Origin of the sequence: Nocardia cyriacigeorgica NBRC 100375 (assembly GCF_000308555.1) — a bacterium.
In the GTDB taxonomy this organism is placed as follows: Bacteria; Actinomycetota; Actinomycetes; order Mycobacteriales; family Mycobacteriaceae; genus Nocardia; species Nocardia cyriacigeorgica.
The window spans coordinates 61,981-80,578 of record NZ_BAFY01000052.1 but is presented as its reverse complement, the minus strand read 5'-3'; the positions used below and the strand labels follow the sequence as shown (position 1 = coordinate 80,578).

The 18,598-nt window shown below is 69.8% G+C and carries 14 protein-coding genes; 7 read left to right on the top strand and 7 right to left on the bottom strand.

All coding sequences use genetic code 11. From position 1 onward, the window contains the following. Positions 1-16: 16 nt before the first annotated feature. Positions 17-1,546: an L-piperidine-6-carboxylate dehydrogenase gene (gene amaB, locus RJ05_RS05060; RefSeq protein ID WP_036533592.1), complete on the top strand. Its 1,530-nt coding sequence runs from the start codon at positions 17-19 to the stop codon at positions 1,544-1,546. A gap of 14 nt (positions 1,547-1,560) precedes the next feature. Here amaB and RJ05_RS05055 read toward each other — a convergent pair whose 3' ends face one another. Continuing rightward, positions 1,561-2,106 carry a histidine phosphatase family protein gene (locus tag RJ05_RS05055; protein WP_036533590.1) on the bottom strand — a complete coding sequence of 182 codons (546 nt, stop codon included), beginning with the start codon at positions 2,104-2,106 and terminating at the stop codon, positions 1,561-1,563. Positions 2,107-2,174: 68 nt separating this feature from the next. Between RJ05_RS05055 and RJ05_RS05050 the strand changes: the two genes are divergently transcribed. The 5 genes from RJ05_RS05050 to RJ05_RS05030 all read left to right on the top strand — a co-directional run bounded on the left by RJ05_RS05050 (position 2,175) and on the right by RJ05_RS05030 (position 9,311). Beyond that, positions 2,175-6,791, top strand: a complete 4,617-nt coding sequence (locus tag RJ05_RS05050; protein WP_036533588.1) for an ATP-dependent helicase — start codon at positions 2,175-2,177, stop codon at positions 6,789-6,791. A 24-nt stretch (positions 6,792-6,815) separates the two neighbouring features. Further along, positions 6,816-7,598, top strand: coding sequence for a DNA-formamidopyrimidine glycosylase family protein (locus tag RJ05_RS05045; protein WP_036533586.1), 783 nt, complete (start codon positions 6,816-6,818; stop codon positions 7,596-7,598). 88 nt (positions 7,599-7,686) lie between these two features. Next, a complete protein-coding gene (locus tag RJ05_RS05040; protein ID WP_036533585.1) occupies positions 7,687-7,887 on the top strand; it encodes a hypothetical protein in 201 nt (66 codons plus the stop codon). A 33-nt stretch (positions 7,888-7,920) separates the two neighbouring features. Next, positions 7,921-8,484: a TetR/AcrR family transcriptional regulator gene (locus tag RJ05_RS05035; RefSeq protein WP_036533583.1), complete on the top strand. Its 564-nt coding sequence runs from the start codon at positions 7,921-7,923 to the stop codon at positions 8,482-8,484. Then, positions 8,481-9,311: an MBL fold metallo-hydrolase gene (locus RJ05_RS05030; RefSeq protein ID WP_036533582.1), complete on the top strand. Its 831-nt coding sequence runs from the start codon at positions 8,481-8,483 to the stop codon at positions 9,309-9,311. Before RJ05_RS05035 ends, RJ05_RS05030 begins: the two co-directional genes overlap by 4 nt. A gap of 52 nt (positions 9,312-9,363) precedes the next feature. Here RJ05_RS05030 and glpD read toward each other — a convergent pair whose 3' ends face one another. Next, positions 9,364-11,097: a glycerol-3-phosphate dehydrogenase gene (glpD, locus tag RJ05_RS05025; protein WP_036533580.1), complete on the bottom strand. Its 1,734-nt coding sequence runs from the start codon at positions 11,095-11,097 to the stop codon at positions 9,364-9,366. Positions 11,098-11,285: 188 nt separating this feature from the next. On the opposite strand from glpD, the gene glpK reads away from it, so the two are divergent. Further along, positions 11,286-12,785: a glycerol kinase GlpK gene (gene glpK, locus RJ05_RS05020; RefSeq protein ID WP_036533578.1), complete on the top strand. Its 1,500-nt coding sequence runs from the start codon at positions 11,286-11,288 to the stop codon at positions 12,783-12,785. 193 nt (positions 12,786-12,978) lie between these two features. On the opposite strand, the gene RJ05_RS05015 is transcribed toward glpK, so the two are convergent. From RJ05_RS05015 to RJ05_RS04995, 5 genes are all read right to left on the bottom strand, one after another. Continuing rightward, positions 12,979-14,205 (bottom strand): aminotransferase-like domain-containing protein, encoded by a 1,227-nt coding sequence (locus RJ05_RS05015; protein WP_036533576.1) that lies wholly within the window; start codon positions 14,203-14,205, stop codon positions 12,979-12,981. A gap of 159 nt (positions 14,206-14,364) precedes the next feature. Next, positions 14,365-14,553, bottom strand: coding sequence for a hypothetical protein (locus RJ05_RS05010; RefSeq protein ID WP_036533575.1), 189 nt, complete (start codon positions 14,551-14,553; stop codon positions 14,365-14,367). A gap of 137 nt (positions 14,554-14,690) precedes the next feature. Further along, complete coding sequence (locus RJ05_RS05005) at positions 14,691-15,707, bottom strand: DUF8176 domain-containing protein (protein WP_036533700.1); 1,017 nt, start codon at positions 15,705-15,707, stop codon at positions 14,691-14,693. A gap of 89 nt (positions 15,708-15,796) precedes the next feature. Beyond that, positions 15,797-16,828 carry a hypothetical protein gene (locus tag RJ05_RS05000; RefSeq protein WP_051016257.1) on the bottom strand — a complete coding sequence of 344 codons (1,032 nt, stop codon included), beginning with the start codon at positions 16,826-16,828 and terminating at the stop codon, positions 15,797-15,799. A 286-nt stretch (positions 16,829-17,114) separates the two neighbouring features. Beyond that, positions 17,115-18,515 (bottom strand): NAD(P)H-quinone dehydrogenase, encoded by a 1,401-nt coding sequence (locus RJ05_RS04995; protein WP_036533573.1) that lies wholly within the window; start codon positions 18,513-18,515, stop codon positions 17,115-17,117. Between the last annotated feature and the right edge of the window lie 83 nt (positions 18,516-18,598).

Sequence of the window (18,598 nt, the reverse complement as noted above, 5' to 3'; positions counted from 1 at the left end):
CGAAGCGGAGGACCAGATGACCTACATCGTCGGCGAGCACGCCACCCGCACGCTGCCGGCCCGCGCCGAAGCCCTGCTCGACGCGCTCGGTGCCGAACTCCCCGCGCCCGGGACGCTGGTCGCGCGCACGCCCATCACCGGCGGGCAGCTGGCGACCCTGCGCCCGGACGCACCCGCCGACGTCGAAGCCGCGATCGATCGGGCCGCCACCGCGTTTCGGAACTGGCGCACGGTTCCCGCGCCGGTACGGGCCGCGGTGGTGCGCAGACTCGCCGAACTACTGCGCGCGCACAAGGACGAACTCGGCGAGTTGGTGACGCTTGAAGCGGGCAAGATCGGCGCCGAGGCGGTCGGCGAGGTGCAGGAGATGATCGATGTCTGCGAGTTCGCCCTCGGGTTGTCGCGCCAGCTCTACGGGCGCACGATGCCCTCGGAGCGTCCCGGCCACCGCCTGATGGAGACCTGGCATCCGCTGGGCGTGGTCGGGGTGATCTCGGCGTTCAACTTCCCGGTCGCGGTGTGGGCCTGGAATACCGCGATCGCGCTGGTGTGCGGCGACACCGTGGTCTGGAAGCCCTCGGAAACCACGCCGTTGACCGGGCTGGCCTGTCATACGCTGCTGCGCCGGGCTGCCGCCGACGTCGGTGCCGATCCGCAGATCCATCAGCTGATCCTCGGTGGCACCGAGGCCGGTGAGCGACTCGTGGACGACGAGCGGGTGGCGTTGCTGAGCGCGACCGGTTCGGTGCGGATGGGCCGCACGGTCGCGCCGAGGGTCGCGGCCCGCCTGGGTCGCTGCCTGCTCGAGCTCGGCGGCAACAATGCCGCCATCGTGACGGCGTCGGCGGATCTGGAGCTGGCCGCGCGTGGCATCGTCTTCGCGGCGGCGGGCACCGCGGGCCAGCGCTGCACGACATTGCGGCGGTTGATCGTGCACGCCGATGTGGCCGGTCCGCTGCTGGACCGGCTGGAGAGCGCGTATCTGCAACTGCGCGTGGGCAACCCACTCGAACCCGGCGTGCTGGTCGGCCCGCTGATCGACGGACGGGCCCATGCGTCGATGATCGAGGCCATCGAGCGCGCACTCGACGACGGCGGCGAATTGATCTGCGGCGGTGAACGTGTGGACGGCTTCGGCGACGACGCCTATTACGTGCAGCCGGCCATCATCCGGATGCCCGCCCAGACCGCGGTGGTGCGGGAGGAGACGTTCGCCCCGATCCTGTATGTGCTGACCTACCACGATTTCGAGACCGCGATCGAGCTGCACAATGCGGTGCCGCAGGGTCTTTCGTCGTCGGTGTTCACCACCGATCAGCGGGAGGCCGAACGGTTCCTGGCCGCCGACGGCTCCGATTGCGGCATCGCCAATGTCAATATCGGCACCTCCGGCGCGGAGATCGGCGGCGCGTTCGGCGGGGAGAAGCAGACCGGCGGCGGACGCGAATCCGGGTCCGATTCGTGGAAGGCCTACATGCGCCGTGCCACCAACACCATCAACTACTCCGATGATCTGCCATTGGCGCAGGGGATCGAATTCGGCTGATCCCCGGCGGCCGGTCAGCGCCCGAACCGCACGGTCCAGGCGCCGCGATGGTGCAGCCGGACGGGATGAGCCGGTGGAATGTCGAGCCGCCAGAACGAGGCGGCGGGCGCGTCGAGAGCCACCAGCAGCGCGGCCCGGATCACCGCCGGATGGGTGAGCGCGACCGTCGACCGGCCGGCGTCGGCGATGACGTCCAGCCAGGCGCCGATCCGGTCGACCAGGTCGAGAATCGACTCGCCGCCGTGTCCGCGGAACGCGGGGTCGGTGAGCCAGGCGTGCGCTTCCTCGGGCGCGAGTGTTGCGAGTTCGCGACCGCGCCAGCTGCCCGCGTCGAGGTCACGCAGGGCGGGTTCGGTGCGGCCGGCCAGTCCGAACGCCTGTGCGGTCTGGCCGGCGCGGCGCTCGGGCGCGATCAGCACGACAGCGTCGGCGGGTGGACGATAGGGAGCCTGCGCGTTGCGGCCGGATGCGGTGAGCGGTTCGTCGCCGGGGAAGCGCGCGCCACGCATGGCCTCGGTCACGCCGTGGCCGATCAGGTCGAGTTTCAGCACGCCGGGCACAGCGCAACGATACGGGCGACGGCGCTGGTCGCCGCATACCTGTCGGTGCCCGGGTGCACACTGATCTCATGGCCGAGTTCTCCACCGCGACCCGGGAGTGGTTCGACGGCGCCTTCCCGGCGCCGACGGATGCCCAGCTCGGCGCGTGGCGCGCCATCGCGGCCGGTGAGCACACCCTGGTCATCGCGCCGACCGGCTCGGGTAAGACGCTGTCGGCGTTTCTGTGGGCGATCGATCGGCTGGCCTCCGGGGAGAAAGCGCAGGAGCCGGGCACCACCGTGCTCTACGTCTCGCCGTTGAAGGCGCTCGCGGTGGACGTGGAACGCAATCTGCGGGCCCCGCTGGTCGGCATCACCCAGACGGCCAAGCGGCTCGGGCTCGATCCGCCGCATATCAGCGTCGGGGTGCGTTCCGGCGATACCAGCGCGAGCGAACGCCGCACGATGCAGCGCACACCTCCGGACATCCTGATCACCACCCCGGAATCCCTGTTTCTCATGCTCACCTCGGCCGCCCGGGAGACGCTGCGCACCGTTCGCACGGTGATCGTGGACGAGGTGCACGCCATCGCCGGCTCCAAACGCGGCTCCCACCTGACCCTGTCGCTGGCCCGGCTGGACCTGCTCACCGAGCGCCCGGTGCAGCGGATCGGCCTGTCGGCGACCGTGCGCCCACCCGAGGTGGTGGGCCGGTTCCTGGTGGGCAGCGCGCCGCTGACCATCGTCTCGCCACCCGCTCCGAAGACCTTCGACCTGTCGGTGCGGGTGCCTATCGCGGATATGACCGAGCCCGGCGAATCGGATCAGCCCGGCTCGATCTGGCCGCATGTGGACGAGGCGATCGTGGATCTGGTGCTCGCGCATCGGTCCTCGATCGTGTTCGCCAACTCCCGCAGGCTGGCCGAACGGCTCACCGCGCGGCTCAACGAAACTTTCGCCGAACGGGCAGGCGACCCGGTCGAGACCGAGCACGCGCCGCCCGCGCAACTCGGCGCGTCCACCGAGGTGGTGCACGGTGCGGCACCGCTGCTGGCCCGGGCGCACCACGGCTCGGTCAGCAAAGAACAGCGCGCGCTGATCGAAGACGATCTCAAGAGCGGACGGCTGCGCTGCGTGGTCGCCACCAGCAGCCTCGAACTCGGCATCGATATGGGCGCGGTGGATCTGGTGGTGCAGGTGGAGGCGCCGCCGTCGGTGGCCAGCGGGCTGCAACGAATCGGACGGGCCGGGCACCAGGTCGGTGAGATCTCGCGCGGGGTGCTGTTTCCCAAGCACCGCACCGACGTCATCCACTGTGCGGTCGCCGCCCAGCGCATGACCACCGGCCAGATCGAGGCCATCCAGATCCCGGCGCATCCGCTCGACATCCTCGCCCAGCAGACGGTCGCGGCGTGCGCGCTGGAGCCGGTCGACGTCGACGCCTGGTTCGAGGTGGTCCGCGGCACCGGAAGCTATGCGGCACTGCCGCGTTCGGCCTATGAGTCGGTGCTCGATCTGCTGTCCGGGCGGTATCCGTCCGACGAGTTCGCCGAGCTGCGCCCGCGGGTGGTGTGGGATCGCGACGCGGGCACGCTGACCGGCAGACCGGGTGCTCAGCGGCTGGCCGTCACCTCCGGTGGCGCGATCCCCGATCGCGGCATGTTCGCGGTGTACATGGTGGGCGAAAAGGCTTCTCGGGTCGGTGAGCTCGACGAGGAGATGGTCTACGAGTCACGTGTCGGCGATGTCTTCGCCCTCGGCGCCACGAGCTGGCGGATCGAGGAGATCACCTTCGACCGAGTGCTGGTGACACCGGCCTTCGGGCTGCCGGGCCGGCTGCCGTTCTGGCACGGCGACGGTCTCGGGCGGCCTGCCGAATTGGGAGCGGCGCTGGGTGAATTCATTCGGCGCGCAGGGCAGGTTTCCGAGCGTGCGGGGCCGGACGACAGCATGGCGGAGCTGGTCGGCGCGGCCGGGCTGGACGAGAACGCCACCTCGAATCTGGTGGCGCTGCTGGATGATCAGCGCACTGCCACCGGCAGGCTGCCGACCGATCGCACGTTGATCGTGGAACGGTTCCGCGACGAGCTCGGCGATTGGCGGCTGGTGCTGCACTCGCCGTACGGGTTGCCGGTGCACGCGCCGTGGGCGCTGGCGGTGGGCGCGCGGCTGCGCGAACGCTTCGGGGTCGACGCCGCGCCCAACGCCTCCGATGACGGCATCGTGGTGCGGCTGCCCGACACCACCGACGATCCGCCGGGCGCCGAACTGTTCGTCTTCGAACCGGACGAGATCGACGACATCGTCACCGAACAGGTCGGCGGCTCGGCCCTGTTCGCCTCCCGCTTCCGCGAGTGCTCGGCACGTGCTCTGCTGCTGCCGCGCCGCGATCCCGGCAAACGCGCCCCGCTGTGGCAGCAACGCCAGCGCTCGGCGCAGCTGCTGGATGTGGCGCGCAAGTTCCCGGACTTCCCGATCCTGCTGGAGACGGTGCGCGAATGCCTGCGCGATGTCTACGACCTGCCCGCGTTGAGCGAGCTGCTCGGCCGGGTGGCGCGGCGGCAGGTGCGGCTGATCGAGGTGGAGACCGCGACACCGTCGCCATTCGCCAACGCGCTGCTGTTCGACTACATCGGCCAGTTCATGTACGACGGCGACAGCCCGCTGGCCGAACGCCGGGCGGCGGCCTTGTCGTTGGATTCGAGCCTGCTGGCCGAACTGCTCGGGCGGGTGGAGCTGCGGGAACTGCTCGACGCCACCGTCATCGAGCAGACCGAACGCGAGCTGCAACGGCTCACCCCCGAACGCCACGCCCGCGACGCCGAGGGACTGGCCGACCTGCTGCGGCTGCTCGGTCCGCTCACCGCCGCCGAAGCCGCCGAGCGCTGCCGCGAGGACCCGGCGCCGTGGTTCGCCGAACTCGTCCAGGCCCGGCGGGCGTTGGAGGTTTCCTTCGCCGGACGCACCTGGTGGGCACCGGTGGAAGACGCTGCGCGCCTTCGTGATGCGCTGGGCGTGCCGCTGCCCATCGGCACCCCGGCCGCGTTCATCGAGCCCGTCGCCGATCCGCTCGGTGACCTGGTGGCGCGTTATGCCCGCACGCATGGGCCGTTCGGCGTGGAGGCGGTGGCGGCCCGATTCGGTCTCGGCACGGCAGTGGCCGCCGGCGCTCTGCATCGCCTGGCGGCCGAAAAGCGCGTGGTGGAAGGCGAATTCACACCGTCTGCCGCCGGTTCGGAATGGTGTGACGCCCAGGTATTACGCCGCCTGCGCCGACGCAGCCTGGCCGCCGCGCGGCACGAGGTGGAGCCGGTATCCACCGCCACCTTCGGGCGTTTCCTGCCCGCCTGGCAGCACCTCGGCACCGGCGAACTGCGCGGGATCGACGGCGTGGCCGCGGTGGTGGAACAGCTAGCAGGGGTACCGATTCCGGCGTCCGCCCTGGAATCGCTGGTGCTGCCCGCCCGGGTACGCGACTATTCGCCCGCCATGCTGGACGAACTCATGGCCACCGGCGAGGTGCGCTGGTCCGGCCACGGCGCCATCAACGCCAAAGACGGCTGGATCGCGCTACATCCGGCCGACCAGGCGCCGGTCACCTTGCCGCCGGCCGACGACATCGAGCTCACCGAAACCCACCTGCGCCTGCTCACCGCGCTCGGCGCACAGCTGCCCGCGTGGACGCCCGGCGTGCCCCCGGCAGTAGACCTCGACGTGACCGAACCGGCGGCATCACCGCAACCGGTCGATCAGCAGCCCGTCATGCGGGTCCCGGCGATGCTGCACGGCGGCGGCGCCTACTTCTTCCGCCAGCTCTCCGATGCCACCGGCCTGCTCGACGACGTGGCGGTGGCGGATGCGCTGTGGGAGCTGGTGTGGGCCGGACTCGTCTCCGGTGACACCTTCGCCCCGGTCCGGGCGCGGCTGGCCGGTTCGACCAGGACACCGACCGCGCACCGCGCACCGCGGCGCACCCCACGCGGCCGTGCCTATCTCCCGCGCCAGTCGCTCCCGACTCGTTCGGGCCCGCCGACCGTCGCGGGGCGCTGGTCGCTGTTGCCGGACCGGTTGTCCGACAATACGATCCGCGCGCACGCGACGGCCGACCTGCTTCTGGAACGCTACGGCGTGCTGACCAGGGGTTCGGTGCAGAGCGAAGGGGTGCCGGGCGGGTTCGCGCTGATGTACCGGGTGCTCACCGAATTCGAGGACCGTGGTCGCTGCCGTCGTGGCTATTTCATCGATTCGCTCGGCGGCGCCCAGTTCTCCACCACCGATGTGGTGGACCGGCTGCGCTCCTTCGACACCGACCGCGGCGGCAACCGCGCCGAGGGTGGCGCGCTCGCGCTGGCAGCCTGCGATCCGGCCAACCCGTACGGCGCCGCACTGCCCTGGCCCAAGGGGGACGGCGAGTCCGGGCACCGGCCCGGCCGCAAGGCGGGCGCCCTGGTCGTGCTGGTCGACGGCGAGTTGGTGCTGTATCTGGAACGCGGCGGCAAGACTCTGCTCACCTTCACCGAGGATCCCACCGCCCGGCAGCGGGCCACTCGGGCGCTGGCCGCGCTGGTGCACGAACGCAGGGTCGATTCGCTGGTGATCGACCGGGTCGACGGCGAATCGGTGCACGGTCACACCTTCGCCTCCTTCCTCACCGACGCCGGTTTCGCCGCCACCCCGCGCGGCCTGCGCCTACGCGGACGCCCGTGAGCACCCCGGCTGCCGGAGCGGGCGATGCCCGAGGGTGACGTCGTCTACCGCACCGCGGAACGGTTACGCGCCGCCCTGGCCGGACAGGTACTGACCCGCAGTGACTTCCGTGTCCCCCGCTACGCCACCGTCGACCTGCGCGGACAGACCGTAGACAGCGTCGGCAGCTACGGCAAGCACCTGTTCGTCCGCACCGACACCGTCAGCATCCACACCCACCTGAAGATGGAGGGCAGCTGGCGGGTGTTCCACTGCGGGCAACGCTGGACCAAGCCGCGGGTGACCGCCCGGCTGGTGCTGGCCACCGACGAGGTGGAGGCGGTCGGCTTCTCCCTCGGCGTGGTCGAGGTACTGCGCCGCGCCGAGGAGCAGCGCGTGATCGAGCACCTCGGTCCCGATCTGCTCGGCCCGAACTGGGATCCGGCCGAGGCCGTCGAGCGGCTGGCCCGCCTGCCGGACGAATCCATCGGGATCGCGCTGCTCGATCAGCGCAATCTGGCCGGCATCGGCAATATCTACCGCAGCGAGGTGTGCTTCCTGCGTCGCGTGCACCCGGCCACGCCGGTCGCCGCCGTGCCGGATCTGCTCGCCCTGGTCAACGAGGCGCATCGCGTGCTCACCGCCGCCGCGCGGCAACCGCCCTGGCGCCCGCTGGTGTACGGCCGTCATCGGATGCCGTGCCTGCGCTGCGGCACTACCATCGCCGTTGAGCTGCTCGGCGAGACCGCACCACCGTCGGACCGGGTGTCGCGGCGCGAGCGCGGCATCTACTTCTGCCCGCGGTGCCAGCCAGCGGGTTCGATGTGATTTGCCATTCAATTGCTAATGTTTCAACGAGTTCGCACGACAAGGACGGCAGTAGTCGATTTCGCCGTCCGATCGAAAGCGAGCACACATGCGGGCACCGACGACGCGGCAGCGCCTGGCCGCCATCGCCGGTCGCATTGTGACCACCGTGCTCGCCGTGCTGGCGACCGTCCTGTTCAGTTACCTGCTGCTGCATGCCGGCGGTCCCGCCGCGCCCGCCGCGCCCGTCGCGCCACCCGCCCCTGCTCCGCCCGCCCCGCAGATCGAACGCTTCTCCATCTCTCACTAGACCGGTCGTCATAATTCACGTAACGTCTCCGTCGTGACTACACGCACGGACTCCCGGCAACGATTCATCGACGCCGCCGTCGACCTCTTCCACACCCAGGGCTATCACGCCACCGGACTCAACCAGCTGGTCACCGCGGGCGGCGCGCCCAAGGGCTCGCTGTATTTCCATTTCCCCGGCGGCAAGGAACAACTCGCCGCCGAGGCCCTCGACCAGGCGGGCAAGCAGTTGCGCGAGCGGCTCGCGGCCGTGCTCGACCACGGCGACATCGACGCCGTCGTCGACGTACTGGCCACCAATCTCGTCGAATCCGATTTCACCCGCGCCTGCCCGCTGGCCTCGGTCGCGCTCGACGCCGCCGACAGCGAACCGATTCGAGCCGCCTGCGCGGGCGGGTTCGAATCCTGGCGGGTGACCATCGCGGAATACCTGCGCGCCAAAGGCATCGGCGCCGAACGCGCCGAACAGCTGTCCACCGTCGCGCTCGCCATGGTCGAAGGCGCGCTGCTGCTGGCCAAGACCAACCGCGATATCGCTCCCCTGCGCGCGGTCGCCGAACACCTTCGTACCCTCATGGACCAGGAGTTGTCCCGATGAAGATCCATCACCTCGACGGTGGAACGATGCGCCCCTTCGGCGGCCGCCTGATCAGCGGCTCCGGCGGTCTGCTGCATCGCGGCGAAATGGTCTGTCACTGCATGCTCATCGAGCACGACACCGGTCTGGTGCTGGTGGAGACCGGCATCGGCGAGCAGGCGGTGCGCCGCCCGTCCGACTGGCTCGGCACCCAATTCCTGCAGATGACCCATCCCGTGCTCGATCTCGAACGGACCGTCGCCCATCAGATCGAGCGGCTCGGCTATCGGCGCGACGACGTCCGCGATATCGTGCTGACCCACCTCGACCTCGATCACGCGGGCGGTCTCGCCGATTTCCCGCACGCGCGCGTGCACGTCTACGCCGAGGAGATGCGGGCGCTGGAGGGTACCTACGGTCCGCGAGAACGGTTCCGCTACCGCGCGATCCAGTTCGCCCACGGGCCGAAATGGCAGGTGCACGGCGAACACGGTGAGCCCTGGTTCGGCTTCGACGCGGTCCGCGAGCTGGCCGGTCTACCGCCGGAAATCATGCTGGTGCCGCTGGCTGGGCACACCCGCGGGCATGCCGGCGTCGCGGTCGATACCGGCGAGGGCTGGCTGCTCAGCGCGGGCGACTCGTACTTTCACCCCGGCGTCCTCGAAGCCCACCCGCATCAACCGCTCGGGATCGCCGCCTTCGAACGTATCGTGCAGACGGTGCCCGAGGCCAGGGTCAACAACCAGCAGCGTCTGCGCGAACTGATCGCGGCTAATGGCGATCAGGTGCGGATCTTCAGCGCCCACCACGCCGGTGAGCTGCGAGCGATGCAGGCGGCAGCAGTCTGATTCGGCAGCGGGCGGGCGCGCCCTTGCCTGTGCGGCCGCGCCTGCCCGAGCGTCACCGGTCCAGCGGTACCGGTTCCAGGATTTCCGGACGCGGCTCCGGCGCCGCTACCCGCAACGCGTCGGCGCATTCGTCGTCGGGCTCGGCCTGGGAACGGATCTCGGCATCGACGCGGGCCAGATACAGACCCACCTCACGGTCGACATCGTCATCGTCCCAGCCGAGTACCGGTGCCACCAGCCTGGCCACCTGTTCGGCGCAGTCCGCGCCGCGATGGGAGTACTCGATGGAGATGCGGGTGCGCCGGGCCAGGATGTCGTCCAGGTGCAGTGCCCCCTCGGCGGCGGCCGCGTAGACCACCTCGACCTGGAGGTAGGAGGGTGCGTCTGTGAGCGGTTGCAGCAGCTCGGGTTTGCCCTCGGCCACGGCCATCACCTCGTCGATGAGCGAGCCGTAGCGGTCGAGCAGATGCTTGATCCGATACGGGTGCGCGCCGTAGGCCTCGGCCAGCTGCACGGTCTGGTTGACCAGCGCGAAGTAGCCGTCGGCGCCGAGCAGCGGCACCTTCTCGGTGATCGAGGGCGAGACCCGGGCCGGAATGTCCTGCGCCGCTTCGTCGACGGCGTCGTAGGCCATCACCCGATAGGTGGTGTACTTGCCGCCGGCGATGGCGACCAGACCGGGCGCGATCCGGGCGACGGCGTGCTCACGCGACAGTTTGGAGGTGTCGTCGCTCTCCCCTGCCAGCAACGGCCGCAGCCCGGCGTACACGCCGTCGATATCGTCGTGCGTCAACGGGGTGACCAGCACCCGGTTGACGTGCTCGAGCAGATAGTCGATATCGGCCTTGGTCGCCGCCGGATGGGCCAGGTCCAGATTCCAGTCGGTGTCGGTGGTGCCGATGATCCAGTGGCTGCCCCAGGGGATCACGAACAACACCGACGTCGCGGTGCGCAGGATGATCGCCGCGTCGCTGACGATCCGGTCGCGCGGGACCACGATGTGCACGCCCTTGGACGCCCGCACATGGAACCGTCCCCGCTGATGCGACAGGGCCTGGATCTCGTCGGTCCACACGCCGGTCGCATTGATCACCACGTGCGCTCGGGTCTCGGTGGTGCGCCCGTCCTCGCTGTCGCGCAGCTTCACCCCGACCACCCGGTCGGCCTCCCGCAGAAAGCCGACCACCTGCGTCGACGTGCGGATCACCGCACCGTAGTGAGCGGCGGTTCGGGCCACGGTCATGGTGTGGCGGGCATCGTCGACCACGGTGTCGTAATAGCTGATCCCGCCGATCATCGAATCCCGGCGCAACCCGGGCGCCAACCGCAGTGCCCCGTGCCTGCTCAGATGACGTTGCCCGGGAACCGATTTCGCGCCGCCCATGGTGTCGTAGAGCAACAAACCCGACGCCACATACGGCCGCTCCCACACCCGGTGGGTGAGCGGGTAGAGAAAGCGCAGCGGTTTCACCAGATGCGGCGCCAGCGTCGACATCGACAACTCACGTTCGGCCAGCGCCTCCCGGACCAGCCCGAACTCCAGCTGCTCCAGATAACGCAGCCCGCCATGGAACATCTTCGACGAACGGCTCGACGTCCCGGAGGCCAGATCGCGCGCCTCCACCAGCGCCACCCGCAAACCACGGGTCGCGGCGTCGAGTGCGATGCCCGCGCCCACCACGCCGCCGCCGACGACGACCACGTCGAAGTGGTCTTTGCCCAGCCGGGCCCAGGCATCCAGCCGCTGCTGCGGACCGAGGAACTGCGAATCGGGCTTCTTGGTCATGCTCGGCTCCTCCAACCGACGCAAGCGTCGGAGGTCGACGTTGTGGTCTGTGATCGGGCGCGTTCGAGCTTCGGTGTACACCCTATCGCCGCGAGGCCCGCGCCCGCCTGCGACGCCCTTGCGCGCGTGCGGTTCCTGGATGCCGCGACCGGGCCGTGACCGGCCGTGGGTTCCGGTAACCTGCTCCAATGCGACGCTATGTGGCCGCCATCGATCAGGGGACGACGTCGAGTCGGTGCATCGTTTTCGACCGCGCGGGCCGCGTCGCGGGCATCGCGCAACGCGAACACGAGCAGTTGTTCCCGCGGCCGGGCTGGGTGGAGCACGACGCCGAGGCCATCTGGCACAACACCGAACAGGTCCTCGGCGACGCGCTGACGGCCACCGGCATCACCGCCGCCGATATCGCGGCGGTGGGCGTGACGAATCAGCGTGAGACCACCGTGGTCTGGGAACGCGCCACCGGCAAGCCGATCCACAATGCCATCGTCTGGCAGGACACCCGCACCGAGGCGCTGTGCACCGAGCTGGCGGGCGAGGTGGGGCGCACCCGGTATCAGGACCGGACGGGTCTGCCGCTGTCGACCTACTTCGCCGGCCCGAAACTGCGCTGGATCCTCGACCATGTCGAAGGCGCCCGCGAGCGCGCCGAGGCCGGCGAGCTGTGCTTCGGCACCATCGACAGCTGGGTGCTGTGGAATCTCACCGGACAGCATCTGACCGACGTCACCAATGCCTCGCGCACCATGCTGATGGACCTGCGGACGCTGCGATGGGATGACCGGATCTGCGCCGAATTCGGGGTGCCCACCGCGATGCTGCCGCAGATCCGCAGCTCCTCGGAGGTGTACGCGGAGATCACCTCGGGTCCGCTCGCCGGAGTTCCGGTGGCAGGCATCCTCGGCGATCAGCAGGCCGCCACCTTCGGCCAGGCCTGCCTGTCGCCCGGCGATGCCAAGAACACCTACGGCACCGGCAATTTCATGCTGCTCAACACCGGAACCACGCCGGTGTTCAGCAAACACGGGCTGCTCACCACCGTCTGCTACCGGCTCGGCGAGCAGGCGCCGGTGTACGCGCTCGAAGGCTCCATCGCCGTCACCGGCTCACTCGTGCAATGGTTCCGCGACAATCTCGGCATCATCTCCTCGGCCGCCGAGATCGAACCGCTGGCGCGCAGCGTCGAGGACAACGGCGGCGCCTACATCGTGCCCGCGTTCTCCGGCTTGTTCGCCCCGCGCTGGCGGCCGGACGCGCGCGGCGTCATCACCGGGCTCACCCGCTTCGTGAACAAGGCCCACTTGGCGAGGGCGGTCCTCGAATCGACCGCGTTCCAGACCCGCGAGGTGACCGACGCCATGCGCGCGGACGCCGAATCCCAGCAGCTGCGACTGGAATTGACCACATTGAAGGTCGACGGCGGGATGGTGAACAACGAACTGCTCATGCAATTCCAGGCCGATATCCTCGGTGTGCCGGTGGTCCGCCCGGTCGTCAACGAGACCACCGCGCTCGGCGCCGCGTACGCGGCCGGGCTCGCGGTCGGCTATTGGGCGGGCACCGACGACATCCAGGACAACTGGGCGGCGGACAAGACCTGGGAGCCGACGATGAGCGACGACGACCGCCGGGCGCGACTGGATGCGTGGAACAAGGCCGTCGAGCGTACGTACAACTGGGTCGACTGAACCCGATCGTGCGCGGCCACCGCTGACGCTGCGCGGCGACACCCTGACGCTGTGCGGCCATGCCCCGACGCTGCGCGGTGAAACCCGCCGAGGAGGCCACCACGGCGTTCTGTGTGCCCGCGCAGTGGCCCTGGCGCTGTGCGGCCGTGCGCTGACGCTGCGCGACGGCACCCGGGCGCCTGGCCGCCGCGCCTCAACGCTGCGCTGTCACGCCCTCACGCTCGGCTGTCGCACCTGCACCCTGCGCGGCGACCGCGCGGTCGAGCCGGTCCACCGCCTCGGCGAGCGCGTCCGGTGCGCCGGTGGTGAAGCACATGCGCAGCGAATGCGGATACGGGGTGCTCACCGAGAACGCCCGACCGGGCACGTAGGCGACACCGGCCGCCAGAGCATCGTTCAGTAGCGCCCCGGTGTCGGTGCCGTCGGTGAAATCGGCCCAGATGAACATGCCGCCGGCAGCATCGGAGCAGGTGAGCCGAGTACCGAAACGGTCACGCAGCGCGCTGACCAGCGCCCGGGCGCGTTCGGCGTATGCGGCGCGCACCGTGTCGACATGGCCGGTCAGCCAGTCGGTATCGGCGAGCAGATCGGCCGTGATCTGCTGGGTCAACGCGGAACCGCACAGGTCGGCGCCCTGTTTGAGCAGCTCGACCGCACGGCACACCGGGCTCGGCGCGACCATCCAGCCCACCCGCAGCGTCGGGGCGAGAATCTTGGACGCGCTGGAGAGCCGGATCACCTGCGGCGAGTAGGTCGCGACGGGCGCCGGAGCGGGCCGATCGAACCACAGCTCACCGTAGGGATCGTCCTCGATCACCCAGAAGCCGTAGCGTTCGGCCAGGGCGGCCAGTTCCTGCCGGCGCGCGGGACTCATGGTGACGCCGCCCGGGTTGTGGAAGTTACTCACCGTGTGCACCACGGCGGGACGTTCACCGCCGGCGAGCAGCTCGCCCAGCAGGTCCGTCCGCAAACCCTCGGCATCCAGCGGCAGTGCGACGATGCGCGCGCCCGCCGCCCGGAACACCTGGAGGGCACCGACGTAAGCGGGGTCTTCCACGACGACGAGCGCGCCGGGATCGAGCAGCACCTCCGACAGCAGCGACAGCGCCTGCTGCGACCCGTGGGTGACGAACACCTCGTCCAGCGCGACGGTGCGGCCCAACCGGGCGCTCTCCCGTTCGGCGAGCACGGTACGCAGCGGCCGCCAGCCGGGCGATTCGGTGTATTGCAGGGCGGCGTCCTGGCGCAGCGCGGCGTCGGCGGCTACCGCGATCCGCTCGCCCGGCATCAGCGCGGCGTCGGGTAGACCACCGGCGAGGCTGATGATCTCCGCGCGCGCGGTGAGTTTGAGCAGGTCACGGATGGCCGAGCTGGTCAGCCCGGACAGGCGGGCGGCCAACGGCGGAAGGTGCTGCGACATGGAACCTCCAGGGATTACGCGAGGTGCGCCTTCCCCACTGTCGCACACCGAGGACCATGATGTGAAATAGTCATCCCATGATTTGAGACACCCCGCGGACGGATAAACGACAACGACCCCATCCCGAGTACGGGATGGGGTCGTTCGCCGAAGCGCGGATCAGCGTCGCGAGGGAACCTTGCAGTCCTTCGTGACACCCGGCTGGCACGGCGGCTTCTTCTTGGTGTCCTTGCAGTCCGTGCTGACGCCCGGTTGACACGGCCCGGCCACCGCGATGGACGGCGCCAGCGCGGGGCCAACCCCCACCAGACCGATCGTGAGCGCGACACCGGCAACCAATTTCTTCATGGATACTCCCTCCCTAGAGTCAGCTCGAACAGTACCCGACACCAGCGGGTGCGGCAATAGCCGGTTCGAGCGAAAACCCTTGGGGCAGTAGCGGTTTCCTATCGCCGCTGGGTGAGCCGCCACTCGGGCGGATCGGGTCAGCGATCCAGGATGGCGAAGATCAAGTGCTTGCCGTTCTGGTCGATCGTCTGCACGGTCTGCGGGTAGAGGTTGGTGGTGCCGTCGGGCTGATGCACGGCCAGGTCGACGTCGAAGACGTTCGGCTGCCGTTCGGTCATGCGCAGGCAGTAGGTCGTGCCCTGCGGGATCTGCTCATCGATGACCTTTTGCAGATCGGCGGCCGGCAGCACGTTCGCATCCGAGGCGGCGAAGCTGCGCGCCTTCGCGCCGTCGCGAGCGGTGTAGAACGCATGCTGGTACCCCAGAATCGCGCCCGCCCCGCTGGCGGTATCACCCGGGCCGTTACCGACGGTGACCTTGCCGTCTTTGCTCGCCGGACAGCTGAGCGCGGCCGTGGTCGTCGGCGCCTGAGCGGTCTCCGCACCACTGTCGTCACCGGTCATCATGACGATCACCACGGTCAGTGCGACCAGCACGGCCAGGACCGCGGCCGATCCGGCGATGATCGGCCCCAGCGGGCGCTTCTTCTTGGCCGGGCGGGCCAGCGCCTCGGTGACCGACTGCGGGGTCAGGCGCTTGGCGATCGGATCGTCGGCCCAGGACAGGCCCGGCTCGCGCGCGGGCTCCGATGGCGGGGTGGGTGGCTCGCCGGACTTGGTCGGCCGATTCCACCAGCTGCTGTCGTCGTCGGCCGACATCCGGACGGTGCGGTCCTCGCCGGCGTCGGCGGATTCCGGCCGCGGCGGGCGCGGCGGATTGTCCGGGAAGGTGGTGCTGTCCGGAGCGCGGAACTGTGGCGGCGGTGCGGGCACGCTCGCCGGCGGCTCGGGGGCGGGCTCACCGGCCGGACGCCAGGTCAGACCGGGTTTCTCGGGTGCGGGCTCGGGCTTCCAGCCGGGACCACCGGTGGTGGGCGGTCCGAAGGCTCCGACCGGCGGACCGAAGTCTCCGACCGGTGGTCCGAAGTCCCCTACCGGTGGGCCGAAATCCGATCCTCCGGACCCGCTGTCCTTGCCTTCGCCGTCGCCGGACACACCCAATCCTTTCCCCACAACACACGTGTGGGGCGGCCGCGAACGACCGCCCCACCCGCCGATTCAGCACATAGCCGCTTCAGCACATATCAGTACTGGAGTGAACCACCCCACTGGGTGGTGACGCCAGCGATATTGATCGTCTGCGGAGCCATGTCGCCCGGCTGCACGAGAGTCGGCAGCTTGACCTGCGCGGCCGCTTCGAGCGCGGCGGCGCCGCCCGGCTGCTGCGCGATCCACTGCTCGACAGTCGCCTTGGCGGCATTGACCTGGGTGGTGTCGAGAACGGTCTCGAACTTGTTGTCGGCCAGACCCGCACCGCCGGTGAAGGTGTTCACCTTGATGTGGTTCTCGTCGAGGAACTCCCACGAGATGCCCGCGTCACCACGGCCGGTCGGCGTGCTGTAGCCGATGGTGCCGACGTAGCCGGCCTCGTTGGTGAAGTGGTGGGTGTTGGCCAGGTGGCCGGGCAGCAGTGCGCCACCGTCGATGGTGGCGCCGACCTCTGCGTGCGGGCCCGTCATCTCGACGACCGGTGCAGCGGGCGCGGCCTCGATGCGCGGGGCCTCCCAGCGCGGCTGCACCAGGGTCTGGGTCTCCGACTCGGTACCGGGCTCGATGGCTTCGGCGGTCTCACCGTCGATGGCCGGCTGCGCCTCGCTGCCGTCCTCGGGAGTCACGACACCCTCGGTACGCGGGTCGATGACGCCGGGACGGTTCGGGTCGGTCTCGCCCGGCTCCTGATCCGGCACGACGACCGGCTGCACGGGACCGCTCTGGCCGGGGACCGGCAGCGGCGCGACACGCGGCGCGGTGACGCCGGGCTGGCGCGGGGCGGCCAGCTTCGGGTCCTTCTGGTCGTTGTCGGTGTTCGGGGTGGTGACGCCCGGCTGGCTCGGCGTGGCGTTGCCCTGCGGGTTCTCCGGCTTCGCCGGGTCGGTGACGCCCGGCTGCGTCGGCGACTGCGACTGCTCCGGCTGCGTGGTACCCGGCTGGCTCGGCGACTCGTCCTGCGTCGGCGCCGGGGCCTCGGGCTGATCGTTCGGAACGGCCCCCGCCGGCGATGCGAACAGAGTGGCTACGGCGGCCGCGGTGGCCAGCGGCAACGAAGTGCTCGCCATCGCTCGCTGCGCCCGACTCGGCTTACGATGTTTCACTTTTCGCCCAATCCCTTTCCCGGGTGCGGTCATCGACCACACTCAGCTGTCTTTGGTGAGACGCTCGGACTGCCAACAGCCCAGGCTGCCCGCCGTTCGCGTCAGGAAAGGAATTCCCCCCGACACCAAACCTCACGACCACCCATCGATCGCATCTCTGCCGGAAGTGAACCACAACTGTCCCGCCCAGGCAACGTGACGAAACCTACCCACTCACAGGAACACTCGACACGCCGGTCGAACCGCCGACTCAGTCCAGATCGTCGTGCCGCATGAGCTGGCGAGCGGCCTCGGTCACCGATCCGGTCAGCGACGGATACACCGAGAAGGTCTGCGCCAAGTCGGTGACGGTCAGATTGTTCTGCACCGCAAGGGCGATCGGCAGGATCAGCTCGGAGGCGATCGGCGCCACCACCACACCGCCGATGACCACACCGGTGGCCGGACGGCAGAAGATCTTGACGAAGCCGCGGCGCAGCCCGGACATCTTCGCGCGCGGATTGGTGTTCAACCGCAGCATCACCGTGCGGGCGGGCACCTCGCCGTTGTCGATGGCGGTCTGGCTGACGCCGACGGTGGCGATCTCCGGCCGGGTGAACACCGCCGAGGCGACGGTCTTGAGCCGGATCGGATTCACGCCCTCGCCGAGCGCGTGGTACATCGCGATGCGGCCCTGCATGGCGGCCACCGAGGCCAGCGGCAGCAGGCCGGTGCAGTCGCCCGCGGCGTAGATGCCGGGCACCGAGGTGCGCGAGACCCGGTCGACGCGCAGGTACCCGCGGTCGAGTTCGATGCCGACGCGCTCCAAGCCGAGATCGTCGGTATTGGGCGTGGAACCGACGGTCATCAGCGCATGCGAACCGGAGACGGTGCGCCCGTCGGCCAGTTTGACCACGACGCCGTCGGCGGTGCGCTCCACGGCGTCGGCGCGTGCGTGCTTGACCAGCTCGACACCGCGCTCGGCCAGCGCGTCCTCCAGCACCAGCGCCGCGTCGGCGTCTTCACCGGGCAGCACCCGGTCACGGCTGGACACCAGCTTCACCTGGACGCCCATTTCGGTGTAGGCGGACACGAATTCGGCGCCGGTGACACCGGAACCCACCACCACCAGCGTCTCCGGCAGTTCGGTCAGGTCGTAGAGCTGACGCCAGGTGAGGATGCGCTCGCCGTCGGGTTCGGCGCCGGGCAGCACCCGCGGGCTGGCACCGGTGGCGATCAGCACCACCTCGGCCTCGATGATCTGCTCGGTGCCGTCGGCGAGCGCGGCGCGCACCCGATGCGCGGCCAGGCCGGTGCCCGAATCGATCAACTGGCCGCGGCCGGCCAGCACCGTCACCCCGACGGTCTGCAACTTCGAGCGGATGTCCGAGGACTGGGCCAGCGCCAGCGCCTTCACCCGCGAGTGCACCTCCGGCAACGACACCGTGGCCTGACTGGGATCGAGGGTGATGCCGAGATCGCGGGCGCGGCGCAGATCGGTGCGCACCCCGGTCGAGGCGATGAAGGTCTTCGACGGCACGCAGTCCCACAGCACGCACGCTCCGCCGATGCCGTCGGAATCGATCAGCGTGACTTCGGCGCCGTGCTGGGCCGCCACCAGTGCGGCCTCGTATCCGGCCGGTCCGCCACCGATGATCGCAATGCGGGTCATGGATACCTCCGCTCGAGCAGTTGCACCGGGATCTCCGGTTCGCCCGTCAACGTTATCCGCCCTCGGCCCTGCCGCCGCGTTGC

Bases quoted from the DNA above. Each gene is read 5' to 3' on its own strand.
- amaB (WP_036533592.1), top strand. From the start codon at position 17: ATGACCTACATCGTCGGCGAGCACGCCACCCGCACGCTGCCGGCCCGC.
- RJ05_RS05050 (WP_036533588.1), top strand. From the start codon at position 2,175: ATGGCCGAGTTCTCCACCGCGACCCGGGAGTGGTTCGACGGCGCCTTC.
- RJ05_RS05045 (WP_036533586.1), top strand. From the start codon at position 6,816: ATGCCCGAGGGTGACGTCGTCTACCGCACCGCGGAACGGTTACGCGCC.
- RJ05_RS05040 (WP_036533585.1), top strand. From the start codon at position 7,687: ATGCGGGCACCGACGACGCGGCAGCGCCTGGCCGCCATCGCCGGTCGC.
- RJ05_RS05030 (WP_036533582.1), top strand. From the start codon at position 8,481: ATGAAGATCCATCACCTCGACGGTGGAACGATGCGCCCCTTCGGCGGC.
- glpD (WP_036533580.1), bottom strand. From the start codon at position 11,097: ATGACCAAGAAGCCCGATTCGCAGTTCCTCGGTCCGCAGCAGCGGCTG.
- glpK (WP_036533578.1), top strand. From the start codon at position 11,286: ATGCGACGCTATGTGGCCGCCATCGATCAGGGGACGACGTCGAGTCGG.
- RJ05_RS05015 (WP_036533576.1), bottom strand. From the start codon at position 14,205: ATGTCGCAGCACCTTCCGCCGTTGGCCGCCCGCCTGTCCGGGCTGACC.
- RJ05_RS05010 (WP_036533575.1), bottom strand. From the start codon at position 14,553: ATGAAGAAATTGGTTGCCGGTGTCGCGCTCACGATCGGTCTGGTGGGG.
- RJ05_RS05000 (WP_051016257.1), bottom strand. From the start codon at position 16,828: ATGGCGAGCACTTCGTTGCCGCTGGCCACCGCGGCCGCCGTAGCCACT.
- RJ05_RS04995 (WP_036533573.1), bottom strand. From the start codon at position 18,515: ATGACCCGCATTGCGATCATCGGTGGCGGACCGGCCGGATACGAGGCC.